Source organism: Mesorhizobium sp. RCC_202 (assembly GCF_041355295.1).
In the GTDB taxonomy this organism is placed as follows: domain Bacteria; phylum Pseudomonadota; class Alphaproteobacteria; order Rhizobiales; family Rhizobiaceae; genus Mesorhizobium.
The window spans coordinates 38,560-56,129 of record NZ_JBFUPO010000002.1 but is presented as its reverse complement, the minus strand read 5'-3'; the positions used below and the strand labels follow the sequence as shown (position 1 = coordinate 56,129).

At 59.2% G+C, this 17,570-nt stretch carries 10 protein-coding genes and 9 pseudogenes; 11 read left to right on the top strand and 8 right to left on the bottom strand.

Annotated elements, in window-relative coordinates; translation table 11 throughout:
- The first annotated feature begins 823 nt into the window (after positions 1 to 823).
- Positions 824 to 1,048 carry a hypothetical protein gene (locus tag AB6802_RS04475; RefSeq protein WP_371008826.1) on the top strand — a complete coding sequence of 75 codons (225 nt, stop codon included), beginning with the start codon at positions 824 to 826 and terminating at the stop codon, positions 1,046 to 1,048.
- Between the two features lie 170 nt (positions 1,049 to 1,218).
- Positions 1,219 to 1,587 (top strand): annotated as a pseudogene (locus AB6802_RS04470) (S1C family serine protease); the annotation flags it as partial.
- Between the two features lie 36 nt (positions 1,588 to 1,623).
- Here the strand turns inward: AB6802_RS04470 and AB6802_RS04465 are convergent.
- Both AB6802_RS04465 and AB6802_RS04460 read right to left on the bottom strand, forming a co-directional pair.
- Positions 1,624 to 2,661: a sensor histidine kinase gene (locus AB6802_RS04465; protein ID WP_371008825.1), complete on the bottom strand. Its 1,038-nt coding sequence runs from the start codon at positions 2,659 to 2,661 to the stop codon at positions 1,624 to 1,626.
- On the bottom strand, positions 2,661 to 4,148 hold the full coding sequence (locus tag AB6802_RS04460; protein WP_371008824.1) for an ATPase domain-containing protein: 1,488 nt from the start codon (positions 4,146 to 4,148) through the stop codon (positions 2,661 to 2,663). The genes AB6802_RS04465 and AB6802_RS04460 overlap by 1 nt, the downstream gene beginning before the upstream one ends.
- 379 nt (positions 4,149 to 4,527) lie before the next feature.
- Here AB6802_RS04460 and AB6802_RS04455 point away from each other — a divergent pair, with 379 nt between their 5' ends.
- From AB6802_RS04455 to AB6802_RS04445, 3 genes and pseudogenes are all read left to right on the top strand, one after another.
- Positions 4,528 to 4,833, top strand: coding sequence for a hypothetical protein (locus tag AB6802_RS04455; RefSeq protein WP_371008823.1), 306 nt, complete (start codon positions 4,528 to 4,530; stop codon positions 4,831 to 4,833).
- A gap of 244 nt (positions 4,834 to 5,077) precedes the next feature.
- Positions 5,078 to 5,338, top strand: a complete 261-nt coding sequence (locus tag AB6802_RS04450; RefSeq protein ID WP_371008822.1) for a hypothetical protein — start codon at positions 5,078 to 5,080, stop codon at positions 5,336 to 5,338.
- A 65-nt stretch (positions 5,339 to 5,403) separates the two neighbouring features.
- A pseudogene (locus AB6802_RS04445) lies at positions 5,404 to 5,906 on the top strand (SDR family oxidoreductase); the annotation flags it as partial.
- A 213-nt stretch (positions 5,907 to 6,119) separates the two neighbouring features.
- Here AB6802_RS04445 and arr read toward each other — a convergent pair.
- Positions 6,120 to 6,498 (bottom strand): annotated as a pseudogene (gene arr, locus AB6802_RS04440) (NAD(+)--rifampin ADP-ribosyltransferase).
- 87 nt (positions 6,499 to 6,585) lie between these two features.
- Between arr and istA the strand changes: the two are divergent.
- Together istA and istB are read left to right on the top strand one after the other, a co-directional pair.
- Positions 6,586 to 8,153 (top strand): annotated as a pseudogene (istA, locus tag AB6802_RS04435) (IS21 family transposase).
- A complete protein-coding gene (gene istB / locus AB6802_RS04430; RefSeq protein ID WP_371008821.1) occupies positions 8,086 to 8,814 on the top strand; it encodes an IS21-like element helper ATPase IstB in 729 nt (242 codons plus the stop codon). Before istA ends, istB begins: the two are co-directional and overlap by 68 nt.
- Positions 8,815 to 9,100: 286 nt before the next feature.
- Here istB and AB6802_RS04425 read toward each other — a convergent pair whose 3' ends face one another.
- From AB6802_RS04425 to AB6802_RS04405, 5 genes and pseudogenes are all read right to left on the bottom strand, one after another.
- Positions 9,101 to 9,631 carry a ferritin-like domain-containing protein gene (locus tag AB6802_RS04425; protein WP_371008820.1) on the bottom strand — a complete coding sequence of 177 codons (531 nt, stop codon included), beginning with the start codon at positions 9,629 to 9,631 and terminating at the stop codon, positions 9,101 to 9,103.
- 404 nt (positions 9,632 to 10,035) lie between these two features.
- Positions 10,036 to 11,059: pseudogene (locus AB6802_RS04420) on the bottom strand (IS110 family transposase); the annotation flags it as partial.
- A gap of 189 nt (positions 11,060 to 11,248) precedes the next feature.
- Positions 11,249 to 11,341 (bottom strand): annotated as a pseudogene (locus tag AB6802_RS04415) (ATP-binding protein); the annotation flags it as partial.
- A gap of 74 nt (positions 11,342 to 11,415) precedes the next feature.
- Positions 11,416 to 13,890: pseudogene (locus AB6802_RS04410) on the bottom strand (putative bifunctional diguanylate cyclase/phosphodiesterase).
- 600 nt (positions 13,891 to 14,490) lie between these two features.
- Positions 14,491 to 14,704: pseudogene (locus AB6802_RS04405) on the bottom strand (IS66 family transposase); the annotation flags it as partial.
- Between the two features lie 165 nt (positions 14,705 to 14,869).
- Between AB6802_RS04405 and AB6802_RS04400 the strand changes: the two are divergent.
- The 4 genes and pseudogenes from AB6802_RS04400 (at position 14,870) to AB6802_RS04385 (ending at position 17,465) form a co-directional block, all read left to right on the top strand.
- Entirely contained in the window at positions 14,870 to 15,334 is a 465-nt protein-coding gene (locus AB6802_RS04400) for a DUF2231 domain-containing protein (RefSeq protein WP_371008819.1), read from the top strand.
- Positions 15,335 to 15,399: 65 nt separating this feature from the next.
- Positions 15,400 to 15,535: pseudogene (locus AB6802_RS04395) on the top strand (integrase); the annotation flags it as partial.
- A 1,343-nt stretch (positions 15,536 to 16,878) separates the two neighbouring features.
- Positions 16,879 to 17,178 (top strand): DUF1236 domain-containing protein, encoded by a 300-nt coding sequence (locus AB6802_RS04390; RefSeq protein ID WP_371008818.1) that lies wholly within the window; start codon positions 16,879 to 16,881, stop codon positions 17,176 to 17,178.
- Positions 17,179 to 17,252: 74 nt separating this feature from the next.
- Entirely contained in the window at positions 17,253 to 17,465 is a 213-nt protein-coding gene (locus tag AB6802_RS04385) for a hypothetical protein (protein ID WP_371008817.1), read from the top strand.
- Positions 17,466 to 17,570 lie beyond the last annotated feature (105 nt).

Genomic DNA, 17,570 nt, shown 5'->3' with positions numbered 1-17,570 from the left:
CGGTTCGCCAGGCGTCGCCCATTGGCCGCAGGCTGGGGGCCTACAGTGGACAGGCTCAGGGGGTCCCAAGCGCCGCCTGCGTGATCGGAATTTCCGCCACGTGATCCTCGATGCGGCCGACCGCACGGAGCCGGAAGATCAGATCACACAGGATGTGAGCCATGCGCGTGAAGGCCTCGCGCCGCCCGACATTGGTGACCCATTCCCTGTAGATCGCCGCGTCGAGCGTCGAGCGCCAGAACGCTGTCGCGATACTAGGGTGCTGTTCGCAGATGGCGCGCAGCGTGTCGTGGCGTATGAAGCCGACGCGCGATGGGTCAGCGGCGAGAAGGTGCAGTCCATCACGGCAAGATGCAGCCCGTGCAGATCCGGAATGTCGCCGGTCACGAAGGAGGACGTGATCTGCCGCTTGCCCTCGCCGGTATATTTGGTCGACCCGACCAGGCCGTCGACTAGAACAAAGGAATGCGAAGGCCGGTTCCCCACGAGGACCAGGGCGTGATTGGCCTCGAATTCCTTCTCCTGGATCGCGATGCCTCTCAGGACGGCGAGGTCGCTCTCACGCAGCTCCGAGATTCTCTGCAGCTTGAGGGCTTCCGAGGGCGAAATTGGGACAAAAGGGCCGATCTGGAAAAGTGTTTGAGACGAACTTTCGATCGCCTCGAATGTTCCGGGCCCGGGAGCGAATCGCACCTGATGCGGGCGGGCCAAACGAACCGCGGGGTCCTGTCTCGGAACAAATCATCCACGATCCAGTTGGGCGGGGATGCCATCAAAACTCATTCCCATGTCGAGGTGCGACGACAGACGAAGGAAGCTGAAGATGTCGAAATCTCCCGACCGCGCCGTGCCCGGCGAAGGCAAGATCGAAACCGGCCCGAAAACATTTCCGCAACAGGATCCGGTGGAGGGGTCTCGCGAAACTACCGATCGCGAACTCGAGCGCACGGGCGACGAAAATAATTCCGACGCAGCGGAACGCTTGCGCCGAGACCTGCAAAAAGAGGTTGCGGAAGAGACCGAGCTGCCCGAACGCGGCTCGCTATAAGGGCCCACCGGGCAGGACATGGAACGCTCCACCCGGGGCCGTATCGCTGCTTCTTCGTGCTGCCACGCCCGCCACGACCGAGCGGCGGCGATACGATACCAAGACGGCGAGGCCCTTTCCAACACCAAGGCGTTGCGGCCTCTCGCCAAGAACCTCCATCAGCCGGCGCCGGCAGTCCCTTCGGACTCGGAGGGACAGTCACTGTCGGCGTTCTGTCGGCCCGCTCGCGAGACATTCAAGCCGGGCCGTACGACGATTTTCTCCAGACGGACGCGTCGATCAATCGAGGCAACTCGGGCGGTCCGCTGTTCAACGCACGTGGCGAGGTGATCGGGGTCAACACGGCAATCGTCTCGCCGTCGGGCGGCAGCATCGGAATCGGGTTTGCGGTGCCATCGCGCACCGCCCAGAGCATCGCCGACCAGTTGATCCGAACCGGCCGGATCGAGCGTGGCTTCATCGGGGTCCGCCTGCAGGACATCACGCCGTCGCTGGCTGAGGCGCTCGGGATGAAGCATGAAAAGGGCGCGCTGGTTGCGCATCGACGTCAGCCTTCGATGCCTTTGGGCACGTAGTTAATAAGGCGGAACGAGCCTGGTGTTACGGAGCGGCAGTTTCATAGCGAATTGCAGACCGTCCGGGTGATACTTCAGATCAATCTCGGCCTCGCATTGTACGGCGACAACCTTCTCCAACAAGGTCGTACCAAATCCACGCCGTTTGGGAGATTCTACCTTTGGGCCGTCGCGCTCCCGCCAGAAAAAATCAAGCATTCTTGCATCTGCGGGCGAATCGACCGACCACCGGATTTCAAGCCTTCCCTCAGGCTTGGACAGGGCGCCATATTTCGAAGAATTGGAGGCCAGTTCGTGAAAGGCCATGCCGATAGGTATGGCGAGATCTGCGATGAGCGAAACATCAGGACCCTCCATCGAAATGCGCGAGGGCTCGAGCGTATCGTAGGGCCGGAGCTCTGTTTCCAGCAGCTTGTGCAATAAAGCTGTCTGCCAGTAGTCGTCCGTCAACATCGAGTGCGTTTCGGCAAGCGAAACCAGCCTGGCCGAAAAGTCCCTTACGAACTGGTCGACGCTTTCACTCGACCTGGCGGTTGCTCCCATCATCGCCCGGACATTGGCCAGGGTGTTTTTCACACGGTGATGAAGCTCCCGGATCAAAAGCCTCTGGCGCTGGGCCACCTCCTCCTGTTGCTCGAGCAAGGACTTGACCTCCAACTGCCGCGCGCGGGCGCGCAGGGCGGAGCGGACGGTGTTTAAGAGACTTGAAGCCAGTAGCGGCCGCTCCAGAACGATAACGTAGTGATCAAGAAATCTGAGTCGATCATCAAGTTCAGTCTTACGCATCGTCAGGAGGACGATGGGTAAATCCGACCACGCTGGCTGGCCGTCGATCCATGCGGCAAACAGCTTTCGATCGGAATGGGTCAAGGCTTCTTCGGCGACCACAAGGCACTGCGCGGTGTCAAGAAGGGAGACAGCCTCCTGCAAATCGCCACAAATCCTCGTTGCAATGCCTTTCGCCGTGAGGATAGACGCCGCAATCTTCGCATCGCGCCCGAGCGGGGCGAGGATCAGAACTCCATTGCTGGCTGACATCACGATGTCTGGTCTTTAAGGAGGTCGCTCTGCTTGCCTTCGAATGAAGGCACTCCCGTCAGGATACCTCGGAACTGTTCCAGGGGCTCTCCTACCGCCACACCGCCTTCGCTAATCTTGAATTCGCGAATAGTGTCCTCGTGTGAGCCGACCCGCTTTTTGACCACGGATATCGCCCGCCTCAAACGTCCACCATTCTCGAAAAAGCGCAGCAGCATTATGGAATCGCAGAGGTAGGTCATGTCCACGGGCGCCGCCATTTGGCCCAGCAGCCCATGGTTCGCCAACAGCAGGATTGTGACAATACCTTTTTGGTTGAGGTAGGTTAGGATCTCATGCATTTGGAGGACGAGATGCTGTTCCTCCGCCATTGCATTCAAGTATCCGGTCAGGCTGTCGATCACCACAAGCCGAGCATTTGCGCCGTCTATCGCAGCTTGGATGCGTGACGACAATTCACCTGGTGACAGCTCGGCGGGCTCTATTTTTTCGAGCAGGAGCACCCCGCTCTCGACGAAGGGTTCCAGCTCCAGGCCCAGTCCTTTGGCCCGCGCGAGGAAGATCCGCGTCGTCTCGTCGAACAATAGAACCAGGGCAGTTTCACCACATTGAAGCGCAGCGTGGCAGAAGGTCGATGCGATGGTGGATTTGCCGATTCCGGAGGGGCCTATCAAGAGCGTACTCGTGCCGCGTGCCAAGCCGCCTCCCAGGAGAGCATCCAGAGAAGTGCCACTGAGTGCCGGCGGCCCGTGCTCACCATCATCATGTTCAGCTGCGACCAGCCGGGGAAAAACCTTTACCCCGCCAGGACGGATCACAAAGTCGTGGAACCCGCCTCGCAGCTCTACGCCTCGCATCTTGATGACACGCAAGCGGCGGCGTTCACCTCCGTAAACCGGCGACAGCTGTTCCATCCTGATCACTCCATGGCTGATGGAGTGCAGGTTAAGATCGTCATGTTCAGCCGTCAGGTCGTCGAGGAGGAGCACCGTTACGTTGTGGAGGAGAAAGAAGCTCTTCAAGGCCAGCACCTGTCGTCGATAACGCAAGGAGCCTTGGGACAGCAAGCGGATCTCGGACAAGGAGTCGAACACCACGCGATCAGGCTGGAGCCGGTCGATTTCGGCGATCGCAGTTTGGACCGTTTCGCCGAGCTCGAGGTCGGACGAATGCACCAGTGTCTGGAGTTGCGAGGGATCCAAACTAAGTTCAGGGGGAACCAGTTCCAGGATCTCGATGCCGTCCAGCGACAAGCCATGTCGATAAGCTACCGACTGGAGCTCACGCTTGCTCTCGGAAAGAGTGATGTACAAGCATTTTTCGCCATTTTGGACGCCATTGATCAGAAACTGAAGGCCGAGTGTCGTCTTGCCCGACCCTGGGCGGCCCTCCACCAAATGGGACCGGAATTTTGCGTAGCCGCCTCGCAGGATATAATCGAGGCCCGGAACGCCGGTCGCTACAGGTGAAGCATCGTCTCTTTCCAAAGTTCCCTCACGCTCTGATAGAGAGCACCGGTAACGGTCGACTTTTTCAATAGTTCCACACTCCGCCGACTTTGCGGTGGACGGCAATTTCAACAAGACCGTCAGCAAGCCGTTGAACGGACGGTGCCTTCAAGTGCCGCCGTTGGGGTCGCCGCGGGGGTGCGGTGTAGATCCGGCGTCACTGACCTTGGTGGCGGCAAGTCGGAATCCGCTGAGCTGCGGGCGCTGCCAACAGCGGCGCCGAGCAGAAAGCGGTTCCTGCGGCGCAATCCTTAGACATTGGCACGTCCTCTACACGTTTGCGCCGCGGCACGCGCATCGCGCCAGCCGACGGAACATCGTGCCCTGTCGTACCGTTGAATGATGTTGGAGGCGGCGCATGCACCTTGTCCAGATACTGCTTCCTCGTTCCGACAACGCGGGAGAGCCCTTCGCCAAGGCAGACTTCGATCGTGTGAAGGACGAACTCGCCAATACGTTCAAAGGTGTTACCGCGTATTTTCGGACGCCCGCGGAAGGGGTGTGGAAGCCGGGAAAAGAGTCCGATATCGATGAGATCATCATCTTCGAGGTGATGACGGAAGAAGTCGATCTGCCCGACTGGCAAAAGCGCCGAGCGGAGCTCGAGCGCCGTTTCCGGCAGGACGAAATCATCATTCGCTACCTACCGATGGCACTGGTCTAATCAGCCTGAGAGGTTCACGACGCTTCTGCTTTGCTTTCAACATTTTGGGGGACCTCCTGCCAGAGCCCAGCGCTTTGCCGCTCTGTTGCGCCAATTGCGAACGGAGCAAGCTTTCAGGTGACAGTTTCAATCGCTGAACAGCAATCTCGGCATTCGACGAAATCTGAGATGGGCTGTTATCATAGTTAATTGCGAGCCTCCGGCGCCGTGCGTAAATGGACAGAGGTTTTTTCAGGAGAGCGGCATGTTGTACCCGGGTCATTTTTTGGAGCCGAACGAAATCGCAATGCTTGCCCGAGTTGCTGAGACGATCGGTAGCGAGCGAGGTGTCGCGCCTAAGTCGCCAGAGCGGGAGCGCTTGGCTGCACAACTGCTCAAGCTATTCATGAACGGCTTAGCTGGGGAGGATGAATTGTTGGACGCCGAGAGGAACCGGGCGCGACGTCAGCGCACGACTGTTTCTAAGCTCTCCGGCAGCGACATTGTGATCAGCGAGTCGGCCTGATCAGGACAAGCCCGCATCCGTCGCTGCAGCCGCCTGGCAAGGGCAGGTCGCATACGCGGATCCGGCTGGGCCAGCTCGACATACTGGTCAACAACGCGGCACACCAGGCCACCCTCGACGATATTGCGGACCTCTCCGCGGAAGAGCTGGATCAGACGTTCAGGACGAACATCTACGGCCAGTTCTTTCTGTCAAAAGCGGGATTGCGGCATATGGGCAATGGCGCCAGCATCATCAACACGGCTTCGATCCAGGCAGCTGATCCGTCCCCACAGCTCCTGGCCTACGCCGCCACTAAGGGGGCCATCGTGAACCTGACAAAGGGACTGTCCAAAATGGTCGCCAAGCGCGGCGTCCGTGTTAACGCCGTTGCCCCCGGTCCGGTCTGGACGCCGCTGATCCCTTCAACGACGCCACCAGAGAAAGTCGCGGAGTTCGGCCGCAACACGCCTATCGGGGCCCCGCCCACCCAGCCGAGCTGGCGGCCACCTATGTTCTGCTTGCTTCGGCAGACGCAAACTACATCACCGGAGCCGTCATAGCGGTAAACGGTGGTCGGCTCATGTAGGCGGCGCAGCGCTATCGGGGGCGCTGGCATCTGGCTGCTGACAATCCGAATCAGGCGATGCTCAAAAACTGATCATTCCGCTGCAAGCAGGTCCGCAAGTCTTGCGGCCTCTACCAGCTGCCTGCGATCGTATCCTCCTGCGCCGCGCGATGCTCTCCGCGAGGGCGACGTGTGACAGGCGGGCAAATTTTTATCGGTCGACCACCAATCTTCCTAATCCTCGATAATGTCGCGCCCCTCTGCTCTGAGGCGAGCAAGCCCATCGTGCATCGCCTTAATTGTTCTGGCGCATGAGCCTGCCACTCAGTGACCTCGCCGATGATACGCAGCGGGGCGCGAGAGCGGTAGGATTTCGTCGGATTGCTGGGAAACTTCTTATCGGTCAGGTTCGGATCTTCCACAAATGGCCCGGTGGGTTCAGCGATATAAATCCTTTGACGGCCATCGCCCGCAGCCAGTTCGGCGCCCCAGGTGGCGGCCTCAAGCGTTTGCGCGAAATAGATCCACGACATGGCTCTGGCCTGAAGTTGGAAGCGTGGCCGACGCATAAAAGATCGCCGCGCTGTGAATCGGCGTGCAAAATTGACCCCATAAGCCGGGGGATCGGCGTCCAATTTTGACCCCCCTGATGCTTTGATTTGCGACCATCAGCTCGTCGTGGCGAGCGGATGGTGTGGGGATGAAGTCGGTGGATACGATTGCCCGAGTTCGGCGCGCATTCCATGTGCAAGGATGGTCGCTCAAGCGGATTTGCCGCGAACTGCATGTGTCGCGGAACACCGTCCGCAAGATTCTCAGATCCAATGAGACATCGTTCTCCTTACGAACGCGAGCGGCAGCCCAAGCCGAAGATCGGTCCGTGGCAGGATCAGCTTGACGGGTTTCTGAATGGCAACCGTGGCAAGGCGGCGCGCGAGCAACTGACACTGATCCGGATTTACGAAGAGCTTTGCAGTCTCGGCTACGAGGGTGGCTATGACGCCGTCCGCCGCTACGCGAAGGGCTGGGCGAAGGCGCAGGGGTCGGCGACGGCGGACGCCTATGTGCCGCTGTTCTTCGCACCGGGCGAGGCCTACCAGTTCGACTGGAGCCACGAGATCGTCCTGATCAACGGCGTGACGGTGACCGTGAAGGTCGCCCATGTCCGGCTCTGCCACAGCCGCATGATGTTCGTCAGGGCCTATCCGCGCGAGACGCAGGAGATGGTGTTCGACGCCCATGACAGGGCCTTTGCCTTCTTCGGCGGCGCCTGCACGCGCGGCATCTACGACAACATGAAGACGGCGGTGGAAACGATCTTTGTTGGCAAGGACCGCCAATACAATCGCCGCCTCCTGCAGATGTGTAGCCATTATCTGGTGCAGCCGGTCGCCTGCACGCCAGCGTCGGGCTGGGAGAAGGGTCAGGTCGAGAACCAGGTCGGGCTGGTGCGCGAGCGTTTCTTCACGCCTAGGCTGCGCTTCAAGACCTATGAGGAGCTGAACGCCTGGCTGCAGGACAAGTGCGTCGCCTACGCCAAGGCGCACCGTCACATCGAACAGCCGGAACGAACGATCTGGAACGTGTTCGAGCAAGAGCGCGGCAAGCTGGTCGAATATCGCGGCCCCTTCGACGGATTCCATGCGGTGCCGGCCTCGGTGTCGAAGACCTGCACGGTTCGCTTCGACAACAACAAATACTCGGTGCTGTCGACGGCCGTCGGCCGCCCGGTCGAGATCCATGCCTATGCCGGCAAGATCGTCATCCGCCAGGACGGCGTGGTCGTCGCCGAGCACGTCCGCTCCTTCGGGCGCGGCGAGACGATCTACGATCCCTGGCATTACGTTCCGGTGCTTTCCCGCAAGCCCGGTGCGCTGGGCAATGGCGCGCCGTTCCGGGACTGGGTTCTGCCGTCGGCGATGGAGCGTATCCGACGCAGATTGAAGGCGGCGCATGATGGCGATCGGCAGATGGTGTCGATCCTGGCCGCGGTGTTGACCGACGGCATCGATGCCGTCGAGGCCGCCTGCCAGGAAGCGCTCGACCAGAACGTCTGCTCCGCCGCCGTCATCATCAACATCCTGGCGCGGCGACGCGATCCGGCGCCGGCAGTCACCATTCTCACCCCGGACGCTCTTCGCCTGCAGCACGAACCGCAAGCCGACTGCGCCCGCTACGACAGCCTCAGGAGGGCAAGCTGATGGAACGCACGCAGGTTCTGGAACTGATGGGCACGCTGAAGCTCTACGGGATGCGGGGCGCCTATGACGAGGTCATGGCGACAGGCATCAAGCGCCAGCACGAGCCGCCGAGGATCGTCGGCGATCTGCTATCGGCCGAGATCGCCGAGAAGCAGGCCCGCTCCATCAAATACCAGCTCACTGTCGCCAAGCTGCCGATCGCCAAGGACATCGATGAGTTCGACTTCGACGGCACGCCGGTCAATGAGGTGCTGGTCCGGGACCTTGCCAACGGCACCTTCGTCGCCGACCAGCGCAACGCCGTGCTCATCGGCGGCACCGGAACCGGCAAGTCGCATCTGGCAATCGCCATTGCCCGCGCCCTGACCCGCAACGGCTCACGTGGCCGCTTCTTCAACGTCGTCGATCTCGTCAACCGGCTCGAGACCGAGCACCGCAGCGGCAAGCAGGGCCGTATCGCCGACTACCTCACCCGGCTCGATTTCGTCGTGCTCGATGAACTCGGCTATCTCCCGTTCGCGCAAGCCGGCGGGCAATTGCTCTTCCACCTGATCAGCAGGCTCTATGAACGGACCTCGATCATCGTCACCACCAACCTGGCGTTCGGCGAATGGCCCGCCGTCTTCGGCGACGCCAAGATGACGACAGCGCTGCTCGACCGTCTCACCCATCATTGCGAGATCATCGAGACCGGAAACGAATCCTGGCGCTTCAAGAACCGCGCCTAATCACCTGCCAAGCGCCATCCGCGCTCGCCCGGGCTGCGCAACCCTGACCAGCTCCGCCCGGGCGAACGCTGACCGCCGCGCATTACATAAGGGGGGTCAAAATTGGACGCCGATCGAGGGTCAGTTTTGGAAGCCGTTTGACAGCCGCGCTTCAAATCTGCTCGGGTTCGGTGGTAAAATCGAGACTGCGTCGAGGTCTCGTCATCAGCCATAGATGTCTCTGTTCCCTGACACGAAAAGGCCACGACATTGGTGCCGTGGCCCTTCTGATGTGGCACTTTCGGGCTCAAGCGGCTTTTTGCTGCTCGGCCGCCTTATCGTTGACGCCGGACTCGCCGAGGGCAGTCAGCGCCTCATCAGTCGCCTTCTCCTCTTCAAGGGTGGCATTCAGCAATTCGACAATGTCGTTCTTGCCCAGCGAGGTGGCCCACGCGATCAGAGTGCCATAGCGCGCTATCTCATAGTGCTCCACCGCTTGAGCAGCGGCGACGAGGCCCGCATCGATCGAGTTTGAGCCTTTGTATTCCTCAAGGATCTCGGACCCTTCCTCGATGATGCCGTCGATGGCAGGGCAGGTCTTGCCGCGCGCGGCGACGCCCAGGATCTCGAATACCTGTTCCAGCCGCTCGACGTGGCCCTCGGTCTCGGCACGATGCTTTTCGAATGCGGCCGAGACCTGCTCGTCCTCTGCTCCCTTCGCCATCTTCGGCAAAGCTTTCAGAATTTTCTTCTCGGCGTAGTAAATATCCTTGAGGCCGTCGAGGAACAGGTCCTCAAGGCCGTTGCTGCTGGCATTGGCTTTCTTGGTGGCTGCCATCTGGAAATCTCCTCTGGTCGAAATCACCCGTTCGGGTGCCTTTCCAACCTCGAGTGCCGCGGTAAGTTCCCGCAAAAGAGATTTTGTTGATCATTTGCCCCACGGTTGCTCGCTAAGGCGAGCTTGGCGCGAAGTCAGGCGAAGCCGGCATGTCAAACGGCCCTTTAATTGCGGGTAGTTGTCAATTCAGATCTCGCATTGCCATCGCCGGGGTCATGGTCCTTTCCGAGGTCGAATGCCTCATGATGATGTTCGGGTCGGGCGCGCCTCAACGTTTCCAACGAGATGCAGGTAACCTGCTGTCAGCCGTTTGACCGAGGTCGCCGCAACCACCGTCGCGGCGGGGACATCACGAGTTCCGCGTTGATAGCGGCCCGAGAACTCGTTTGGGGTGGAGTCGACTGAGCCATCTTTTCGTTGCCCCACTCAAAGCTGGTGCCGTCAACCCAAATGCAGTGAAGAAGAACGGCGATCTTCCGTGCGACCGCTACTTTCGCTTTCTTCATGCCGATCCGCTTCGACAGGCGAACGCCCCACGCCTTCAGCGTAGACCATTTCTTCGTCCGATGCAGGAGCACGCTGGCCGCCTCGTACAAGTAGCTTCGCAGCAGTCGATCGCCCCAGCATGAGACGCGGCCATTGATATCCGTTTCACCGGACTGCTTTCGTCGCGGCGTCAGGCCGAGATAGGCACCCACGTTGGCGGCCGAGCGAAAGCGCGAGGGATCGTCGATCGTGTGGCGGAAGGTGAGCGCGGTCACCACACCGATGCCGGGGACTGTCATCAGCCGGCGTGTGGTTTCGTCTTCACGAGCGAGATGCCGGACCTGCCGATCGAGCTTCTCCTGTTCACAGCAGGCCTGCTCATGGACAGACAGAAGCGCCTGAATCAAAGGGCGAAGCGGATGGCCGTCAGCAACCAGTTCCCAAACCTTTCGCCGGAACTGTGACCCAATCGATCGACTGAACTGCAGCCCATATTCCTTCAGCATGGACCGTGTCTGATTTTCGAGATCGCGACGGATCTCGACAAGTCTTGACCGTGCGACGAGCATGGACCGGGTGGCCTGACTCTCTGTGCTCTTGACCTTCACTTCCCGATACCAGCCGACGCGAACCAGTTCAGCCAGGCCGCGGGCATCGTTCTCATCGCTCTTGTTCATTCGGACTGAAAGCGCTGCCTTGCATGCCGAGCATCAAGGCAGACGACCGGCAACCCGACCCTTTTCAGCTCGTGCCAGAGCCAGCTGGACATGGCACCCGCTCAAAACCGATGCGCTCGGCGTGAGGCGCACGTTTACGCAGCAGCTCCGTCAAGGCTCCCGGATCGGACTTCGCCTTTCCCTGGAACACCGTCTTTCCGGCATCATCGACCACGCAGACGCTCGTCTCCCTCTGCGACACATCCAGTCCGACATATTGCTTCACTGCGGCCTCCTTGATCTCAATGGTCGGCGGCTTTTGCCGTCAGCCGAGTCTTCGTTCAAAGGCCAGATCGGCGTCCAATTTTGATCCCCCTTATGCAATGCGCGGCGGTCAGCGTTCGCCCGGGCGGAGCTGGTCAGGGTTGCGCAGCCGGGGCGAACGCGGATGGCGCTTGGCAGCTTGATGGGGTGATCAGGCGCGGTTCTTGAAGCGCCAGGACTCGTTTCCGGTCTCGATGATCTCGCAATGATGGGTGAGACGGTCGAGGAGCACGACGTTGGATTTTCGCCGGTGAGACTGGCGGTCCAGGTGCTTCATTCCAGGCGCAGGTTCAGGCAGGAGAACAAGGCGAGAATTGACTATGAGTTACCGGGCGCGTTGAGCAATTTCTCGATGTCCCGTGCGGAGACCGGTTTGCTGAAATGATAGCCCTGCATTTCATCGCAATTATTTTTGAGCAGGAAGGCGATTTGATCGTCGGTTTCTACGCCTTCGGCGATAACCCTCATCTTCAACTTTTGACCCAACGAAATTACGGCGCTGGCAACAGCCTGATCGTTTTCGTCTTCCGCAACGTCGTTGATGAACGATTTATCGATCTTCAGCCGGGCTACCGGAAATCTCTTGAGTGCGCTGAGACTGGAGTAGCCAGTTCCGAAATCGTCGATCGATATCTGAACGCCGAGATGTTGCAGTTCGTTCATCGTCGCGACGGCGAGGTCGATGTCCTGCATGATGAGGCTTTCGGTCAACTCCAGCTCAAGGTAACTCGCTTCCAGGCCGCTTTCCTGTAATGCGTTGACGACGCGGTCGATCAGGTTCTTCTCCCTGAATTGCCGTGCCGACACGTTGACGCAAACGGTCATCGGCGGCAGACCCGCATCCTGCCAGGCCTTGTTCTGCCGACAGGCTTCATGCAGAACCCAGTCGCCGATCGGCACGATCAAACCTGTCTCTTCGGCCGTCGGAATGAACGTCATCGGTGCTACCACGCCTAGTGTCGGATGATTCCAGCGTATTAACGCTTCTACCGCAAAGACGCGCCCGGAACGAAGATCGACTTGCGGCTGATAAAGCAAGACGAATTCTGAGCGGGCCACGGCGTTTCGCAATTCCTCCTGAAGCACGAATTTTTCATGCGCCCTGGTGTTGAATTCGGGAGCGTAGAACTGGAAATTGTCGCGGCCGAATTCTTTCGCTCGATACATGGCCGCATCGGCATTGGCCAGGAGCGTATCCGGGCTCGTCCCATCCTTGGGATAGTTTGCAATGCCGATGCTGGCCGTCGTCCTCAGGTGGTGCTCTCCGATATGAACCGGCGCTGCAATCGCTGCCCGGATGGTCTGCAAGGTCTCCGAGATGAGATCGACATTCGTAGGCTGGTCGAACAGAACGATGACAAATTCATCGCCGCCAAGCCGCACCACGGTATCGGTCGCCCTTACGCATTCAACCATACGGCCGGCGACAGCTTTCAGCAGTTCGTCTCCGGCATTGTGGCCAGCGTGTCATTGACGAATTTGAAATTGTCCAGATCGATGAACACCACTGTCACCCAGCGATCGTATCGCTGAGCGTACAAGATCGCTTGAGAAAGCCGGTCCTCCAGCAAGGCGCGATTGGGAAGTCTGGTAAGCACGTCATGATTGGCCATGAAGTGAATCTGATCTTCAGCCAATTTGCGCTCGATCGCGATTCCGGCGATGCGGGTCGTGAAGTCAATCAATCGGGTCTCTGCTTCGGCCGGTTCACGCACCGTCATCGAATACATCGCAAAGACACCCAACACGGCACCTTGATGCGACAGGATCGGGGTCGACCAGCACGAACGATAGTCGTAGGGCGCCACCAGCTCGCGGTAAACTTCCCAGAGGGGATCCTGCAGGATATCGGCGACAATGACCGGCTCCCGCCGATAAACGGCGGTTCCACAGGACCCTACCTTGGGACCGATGGCGATCCCGTCGATGAGAACCGTATAGTCTCTCGCCAGGCTCGGCGCGGCGCCGTGCCGCAAGTGGATGCCGTCTTTGTCGAGCAGCAAGACGGAACCGAATATCCCGCTCAACTGGGATTCCACGAGGCGCATGAGACTATCGAGCACATCTTCAAGCGGAGCGCTCATCGCGATCATTTCCAGGATTTCCGCCTGTCCGTTGCGAAGCACGTCGGCCTGTTTGCGGGCGGTGATGTCGTGAGCAATGCCAACCAGACCGAAGATGGCATTTGCGGTATTGCGCAACGGAACTTTCGTCGACGAGAGCCATTTGCCGGCGCCCGACGCATCGACGACAAACTCCTCCTCGTCGATCATCGGTTGTCCGCTGTTGAGGACCTCTTGCTCGATGAGGCGGAATTTTTGGGCCAGTTCCGGAGCATGGAGATCAAAATCGGTCAAGCCGATCATGTCACTGGTCTTATCCCTGCCACTGTCGGCTGCAAGGGCGCTGTTGACCACGACGAAACGGCTTTGCGTATCCTTGACCCAGAGGTAGTCGGGCACCCAGTCGATCAACGTTTGCAGCGAGATGCGCTCGTCGACGATCTGGCGTTTGGTGGCAAGTTCGGTGATGTCCTCGTGCGTTGAGACCCAACCGCCGTCGGACATAGGTTGGTGACAAACCTGAATTGTCCGGCCATCTGCTAGGCTGGCCGTCCATGTTCTCGACGCGGTGCCCGAATTGACCGTACGAGCCAATGCGAGATAGTCGTCGGTTGACATCGCGGATGTCCCGGCGGCCACGCGTCGTTCCACAATCTCACCGAGCGTCAGACCCGGCCCCATTTGCTCGGGCGCAATGCGATAGATCTCCGCATAACGTCGGTTGGACAATATCAGCCGTTCATCGGCGTCAAAAAAGCAGATGCCTTGCGAGATGCTGTCGATCAGCGTGGTTAATCGAAGCGCTTGGCCTTCGAGCTCGGCGATCTTAGCTCCAAACTCATGCTCGAGACTTTGGTAGGAAGCAGTCGCCAGTTTTGCCAGTGCGGCTAGACTGGCCGACTCCGGCGCTTCGGCGGCTCTCGCGGATGATTTCGTGACCAAACAGAGCTCCTCGGGTTTGGTGCTTGGAGCAAAGCAAAGAGGAAGTTGTGAACTGAAGTTGCGAAGGCTACTCTCGAATGTACTAATCGCAGATGAATCGGCCTCAATGATTGAGGCCACTAGAGCCATATGCCTGCAAATAAACGCCAAGCTTCTGAAAAGTAAGCTCTCGCCGCCCGGCGATGCGACTGGGCGACGGCCGGTCGGCCTCAGCGCGCCTTCATCAGGACTAGGGTCACCGCCTAAGCTGATGCACGGCCCAGCATCTTGCCAGAAATTGGCGCTGCAAATGCGGAGCCTCAGCGTATTGCCGATTACCAATACGGCGGCCATTCGTTGGCTTCAGCTGGCTAGCGAGGCAAGATCAACCCAAGCGAAACCGGTCTTCTCAGGCCACGGCCTTGAGTGGCGCGGGGGTATAGGCCCAGGGCGGCAGGTCGTCGAGCTGGCTGTGCGGATGGCCTGCGACGATGCAGGTGTTGTCGTCGGCGAGGCACGCGTCGGGTCGACGCCTTTGAGTTCCGCAGTTCTACGAGCGAGGCGACGGTCGCCCAGAGCTCGCCACCGCCGTCTGAACCGGAGAGCGCATTCTTCCGATTGAGGCGATTGGCACCGTCGTGGAATTGAGCGAGCCGGGTTAGGGAACATTCCGTAGAAACCAGCGTTGTGGCTGTGGATCGGGTTATGGCTAGGCGGCGTAGGCGGTCCTGTTGGAACTATGTATTGGCGCGTGAAGCGTTGGCGTGACGTCCGTTGGAGGCATCCTAATGACCCGCAACCCACACAGCACCGCCAGCGTCGCCGGCCATCCAATCCACCCAATGTTGATTCCGTTCCCGATCGCTTTTTTTGTTGCTACCTTCGTTTGCGACCTGATCTTCTGGCGAACTGCTAACCCAGGGTGGATCACGGGTACGCTTTGGCTCCTTGGAGCGGGCCTGATAATGGCCGCTCTGGCCGCTCTTGCCGGTCTCACGGATGTATTGGGCGATGTTCAGATTCGCAATCTCACAGCGGCATGGCTTCATGCGGGTGGAAATGTACTTGTCGTTCTCATTGAGCTCTACAACTGGTACTCCCGATATGGACATGGGGAGGCGGCTGTGATTCCTACCGGCCTGATCCTCTCGTTGATAGTGGTTCTCATCCTGCTGTTTACAGGCTGGAAGGGATGGGAAATGGTCTATCGGCATCGCGTGGGTGTCGCTGACGGTTCGAACGAGTTGCGCTGAACCGGTGCAGCGCGAAGCCGCCTCAAGGCACAACCCTCGTCGGTGGCGTCACCGCCTCTCAGATTCTTCCGCAGACGTTCCGCACGATTGCCCGGGCTGCGGGGCATCGCGGAGCTGGACTTCACCTTTTGAACCACTCAATCCCGGGCGTTAATGCAGGTTACATCACGCGCAACCAAACTGCTGAGCGATCATTTGCGCTAGCAGCAAGAGGCCATCTCACGTCGAATGTTTGGCCAGTCAGTCGCACAGCAAATAATACGCCCGCATGCGCCATGGATTGCGCTTCCAAGCAGCGCCTGTTGTGGAACTGATGGATGACGAGGATTAGTAGCCTGAAAGGTATGCGGGGTTCGTCGCTAGAGGCTACCGCCTGTCCCCATGATCGGCCATTCCTGCTCCGCTATCTTGGATGGTCGGAAATCAAGCGGCATTTTTCTTGCGGTCAAATCGAACGGTGAGCCCGTGCTGGATCGCGGATTTCGCAACCGGTTATCAAGTCCCTCCGCCCTCGCCCCGATCGGCGGGGACATAAGCTGGCGGATCGCTTTGCTGCAAGCTCAGTTCCGGAGGGACTAAGCGAAGATGGCAGAGATCGGCCACTGGCTTCTAGGGCTCATTGGATACAGATGCCTCCACGGCTGCCAACGGCGCTTCCAAGCTCCAAGTAACCCCATGCGGCCCGTGCTCGAGATTTCCCTGCCCTCCAACCGGCGCTGGCGCCACCCGCTTCAGCACGACGGTTCCAAAGCCACCCTGTCCAATGCTCTGAACTTCCGGCCCGACGCCATTGGGCATTGGTCATGCGGAAGGAACTCGCCGTCGGCGGTGTATGTCGCGCACCGCCGATCCTTTCCCGCCGCGGGAGTTCGGCCGGAAAAGCCGGTCTATCGTTGCAGAAGACCAAAATGGGAACAGGCGGGAACGAGCCAAGCCGGGCGATCGAGATCTGGCCTAAGCTCTAGTCGCGACCGGTGATGCGTTTTTCTAGGCAATATGCGCGATCACCAGAAGAACGAACAGTGCCGCCCCAAACGCGAGCAGCGTATAGATCGCGAGGAGTAAAAGGACGGGGAAAAAGTCGCTTTGATAGGCTGTCATGATCATACGGATTAGAGGGCTGGCAATTTCATTGTGGGACGACTCATCGTTGTCTGAGCTTTATTATCTTCTACCGCCTCTGCCCGTTCTGACTTCGCAGTCGTCTTAGCGTTCTCAGCGGCCTTTAAAATCCTATTTGATATACGGGCCACCACCACTGGATCATCGCATAGATGGTCCAGTGCGACCGATTTGGCGAAGATTCCACCCCGCGTGTATCCATAGGCTATGAGCGTTGTTCCTGACTGAAAGTTCCCTCGAAAGTTTGACTCGGCGTCACGCGAACATTTTGCGCTTGGGAAATCTCGCCATTTTGGGATGGGACTTTGGTCCGATCACTGTGCGACCGAAGCCCGTGCACGGGAACGGTACGGCTGGCAACAAGTTCGGGGCTTCGGCGGCAGAAAGTCCTGCTGTCGCCAGATTACAAGAGGAGAAAAAGTATGAGAATGCACCTAACCAGCGCCGCAGCGGCGCTCGTCCTGCTTGCTGGCATCGGCGCAGCAGCGGCCGAGGATGTTGTCATCACACCTGAGCAGGACACCGTAGTGCGGGAATACGTGAAGAAGCAGCCAATGGCTTCGGTCAAGATTCCGGGAGTGGAACTGAAAGTCGGCACCGCTCTGCCGGACACGGTCGAGCTCCACGAGGTTCCGAACGTCAAATACCGTTATGTGGTGGTCGACAAACACACAGTTCTGGTCGACCCGAGCACCCGCAAGATTGTCAAAGTCTACGACTGAGACTTCGAAGGACCCACGCCCCGCCGCCAACCGGGCGGCGGGTATCATATCCCCACTCAACCGGACAAATGAAGATGAAGAACCCTGAGGTCGAGACCACGAAAGCCCTGGTAGCGCGCTTGGCAGATCTGCAGGCGAGAATGCGCGCAGCGCGTATAACCGACGCCGAACTTAAAATCTTTCAAAAGGTGGTGGCAACCATGGATGACGGTCGCGGTCAGATTCCTGGCGACGACTTGATCGCCGCATCTTTCCTCTCCGATGGGGTTGATCAACGGGCAGGATAGAAAAAGTAATGACCAAACTCTCCAACTTGGTCCGAATGGTTTGACTGCCGAGAACGAGTTGCTCGACGCGGCAAGGAACCGAAGGCGGCGCGCCGGCGGGCTTCA

What these genes read in the sequence shown, in the direction of transcription:
- AB6802_RS04475 (WP_371008826.1), top strand. Translation starts at nt 824, where the DNA reads ATGTCGAAATCTCCCGACCGCGCCGTGCCCGGCGAAGGCAAGATCGAA.
- AB6802_RS04465 (WP_371008825.1), bottom strand. Translation starts at nt 2,661, where the DNA reads ATGTCAGCCAGCAATGGAGTTCTGATCCTCGCCCCGCTCGGGCGCGAT.
- AB6802_RS04455 (WP_371008823.1), top strand. Translation starts at nt 4,528, where the DNA reads ATGCACCTTGTCCAGATACTGCTTCCTCGTTCCGACAACGCGGGAGAG.
- AB6802_RS04450 (WP_371008822.1), top strand. Translation starts at nt 5,078, where the DNA reads ATGTTGTACCCGGGTCATTTTTTGGAGCCGAACGAAATCGCAATGCTT.
- istB (WP_371008821.1), top strand. Translation starts at nt 8,086, where the DNA reads ATGGAACGCACGCAGGTTCTGGAACTGATGGGCACGCTGAAGCTCTAC.
- AB6802_RS04425 (WP_371008820.1), bottom strand. Translation starts at nt 9,631, where the DNA reads ATGGCAGCCACCAAGAAAGCCAATGCCAGCAGCAACGGCCTTGAGGAC.
- AB6802_RS04400 (WP_371008819.1), top strand. Translation starts at nt 14,870, where the DNA reads ATGACCCGCAACCCACACAGCACCGCCAGCGTCGCCGGCCATCCAATC.
- AB6802_RS04390 (WP_371008818.1), top strand. Translation starts at nt 16,879, where the DNA reads ATGAGAATGCACCTAACCAGCGCCGCAGCGGCGCTCGTCCTGCTTGCT.
- AB6802_RS04385 (WP_371008817.1), top strand. Translation starts at nt 17,253, where the DNA reads ATGAAGAACCCTGAGGTCGAGACCACGAAAGCCCTGGTAGCGCGCTTG.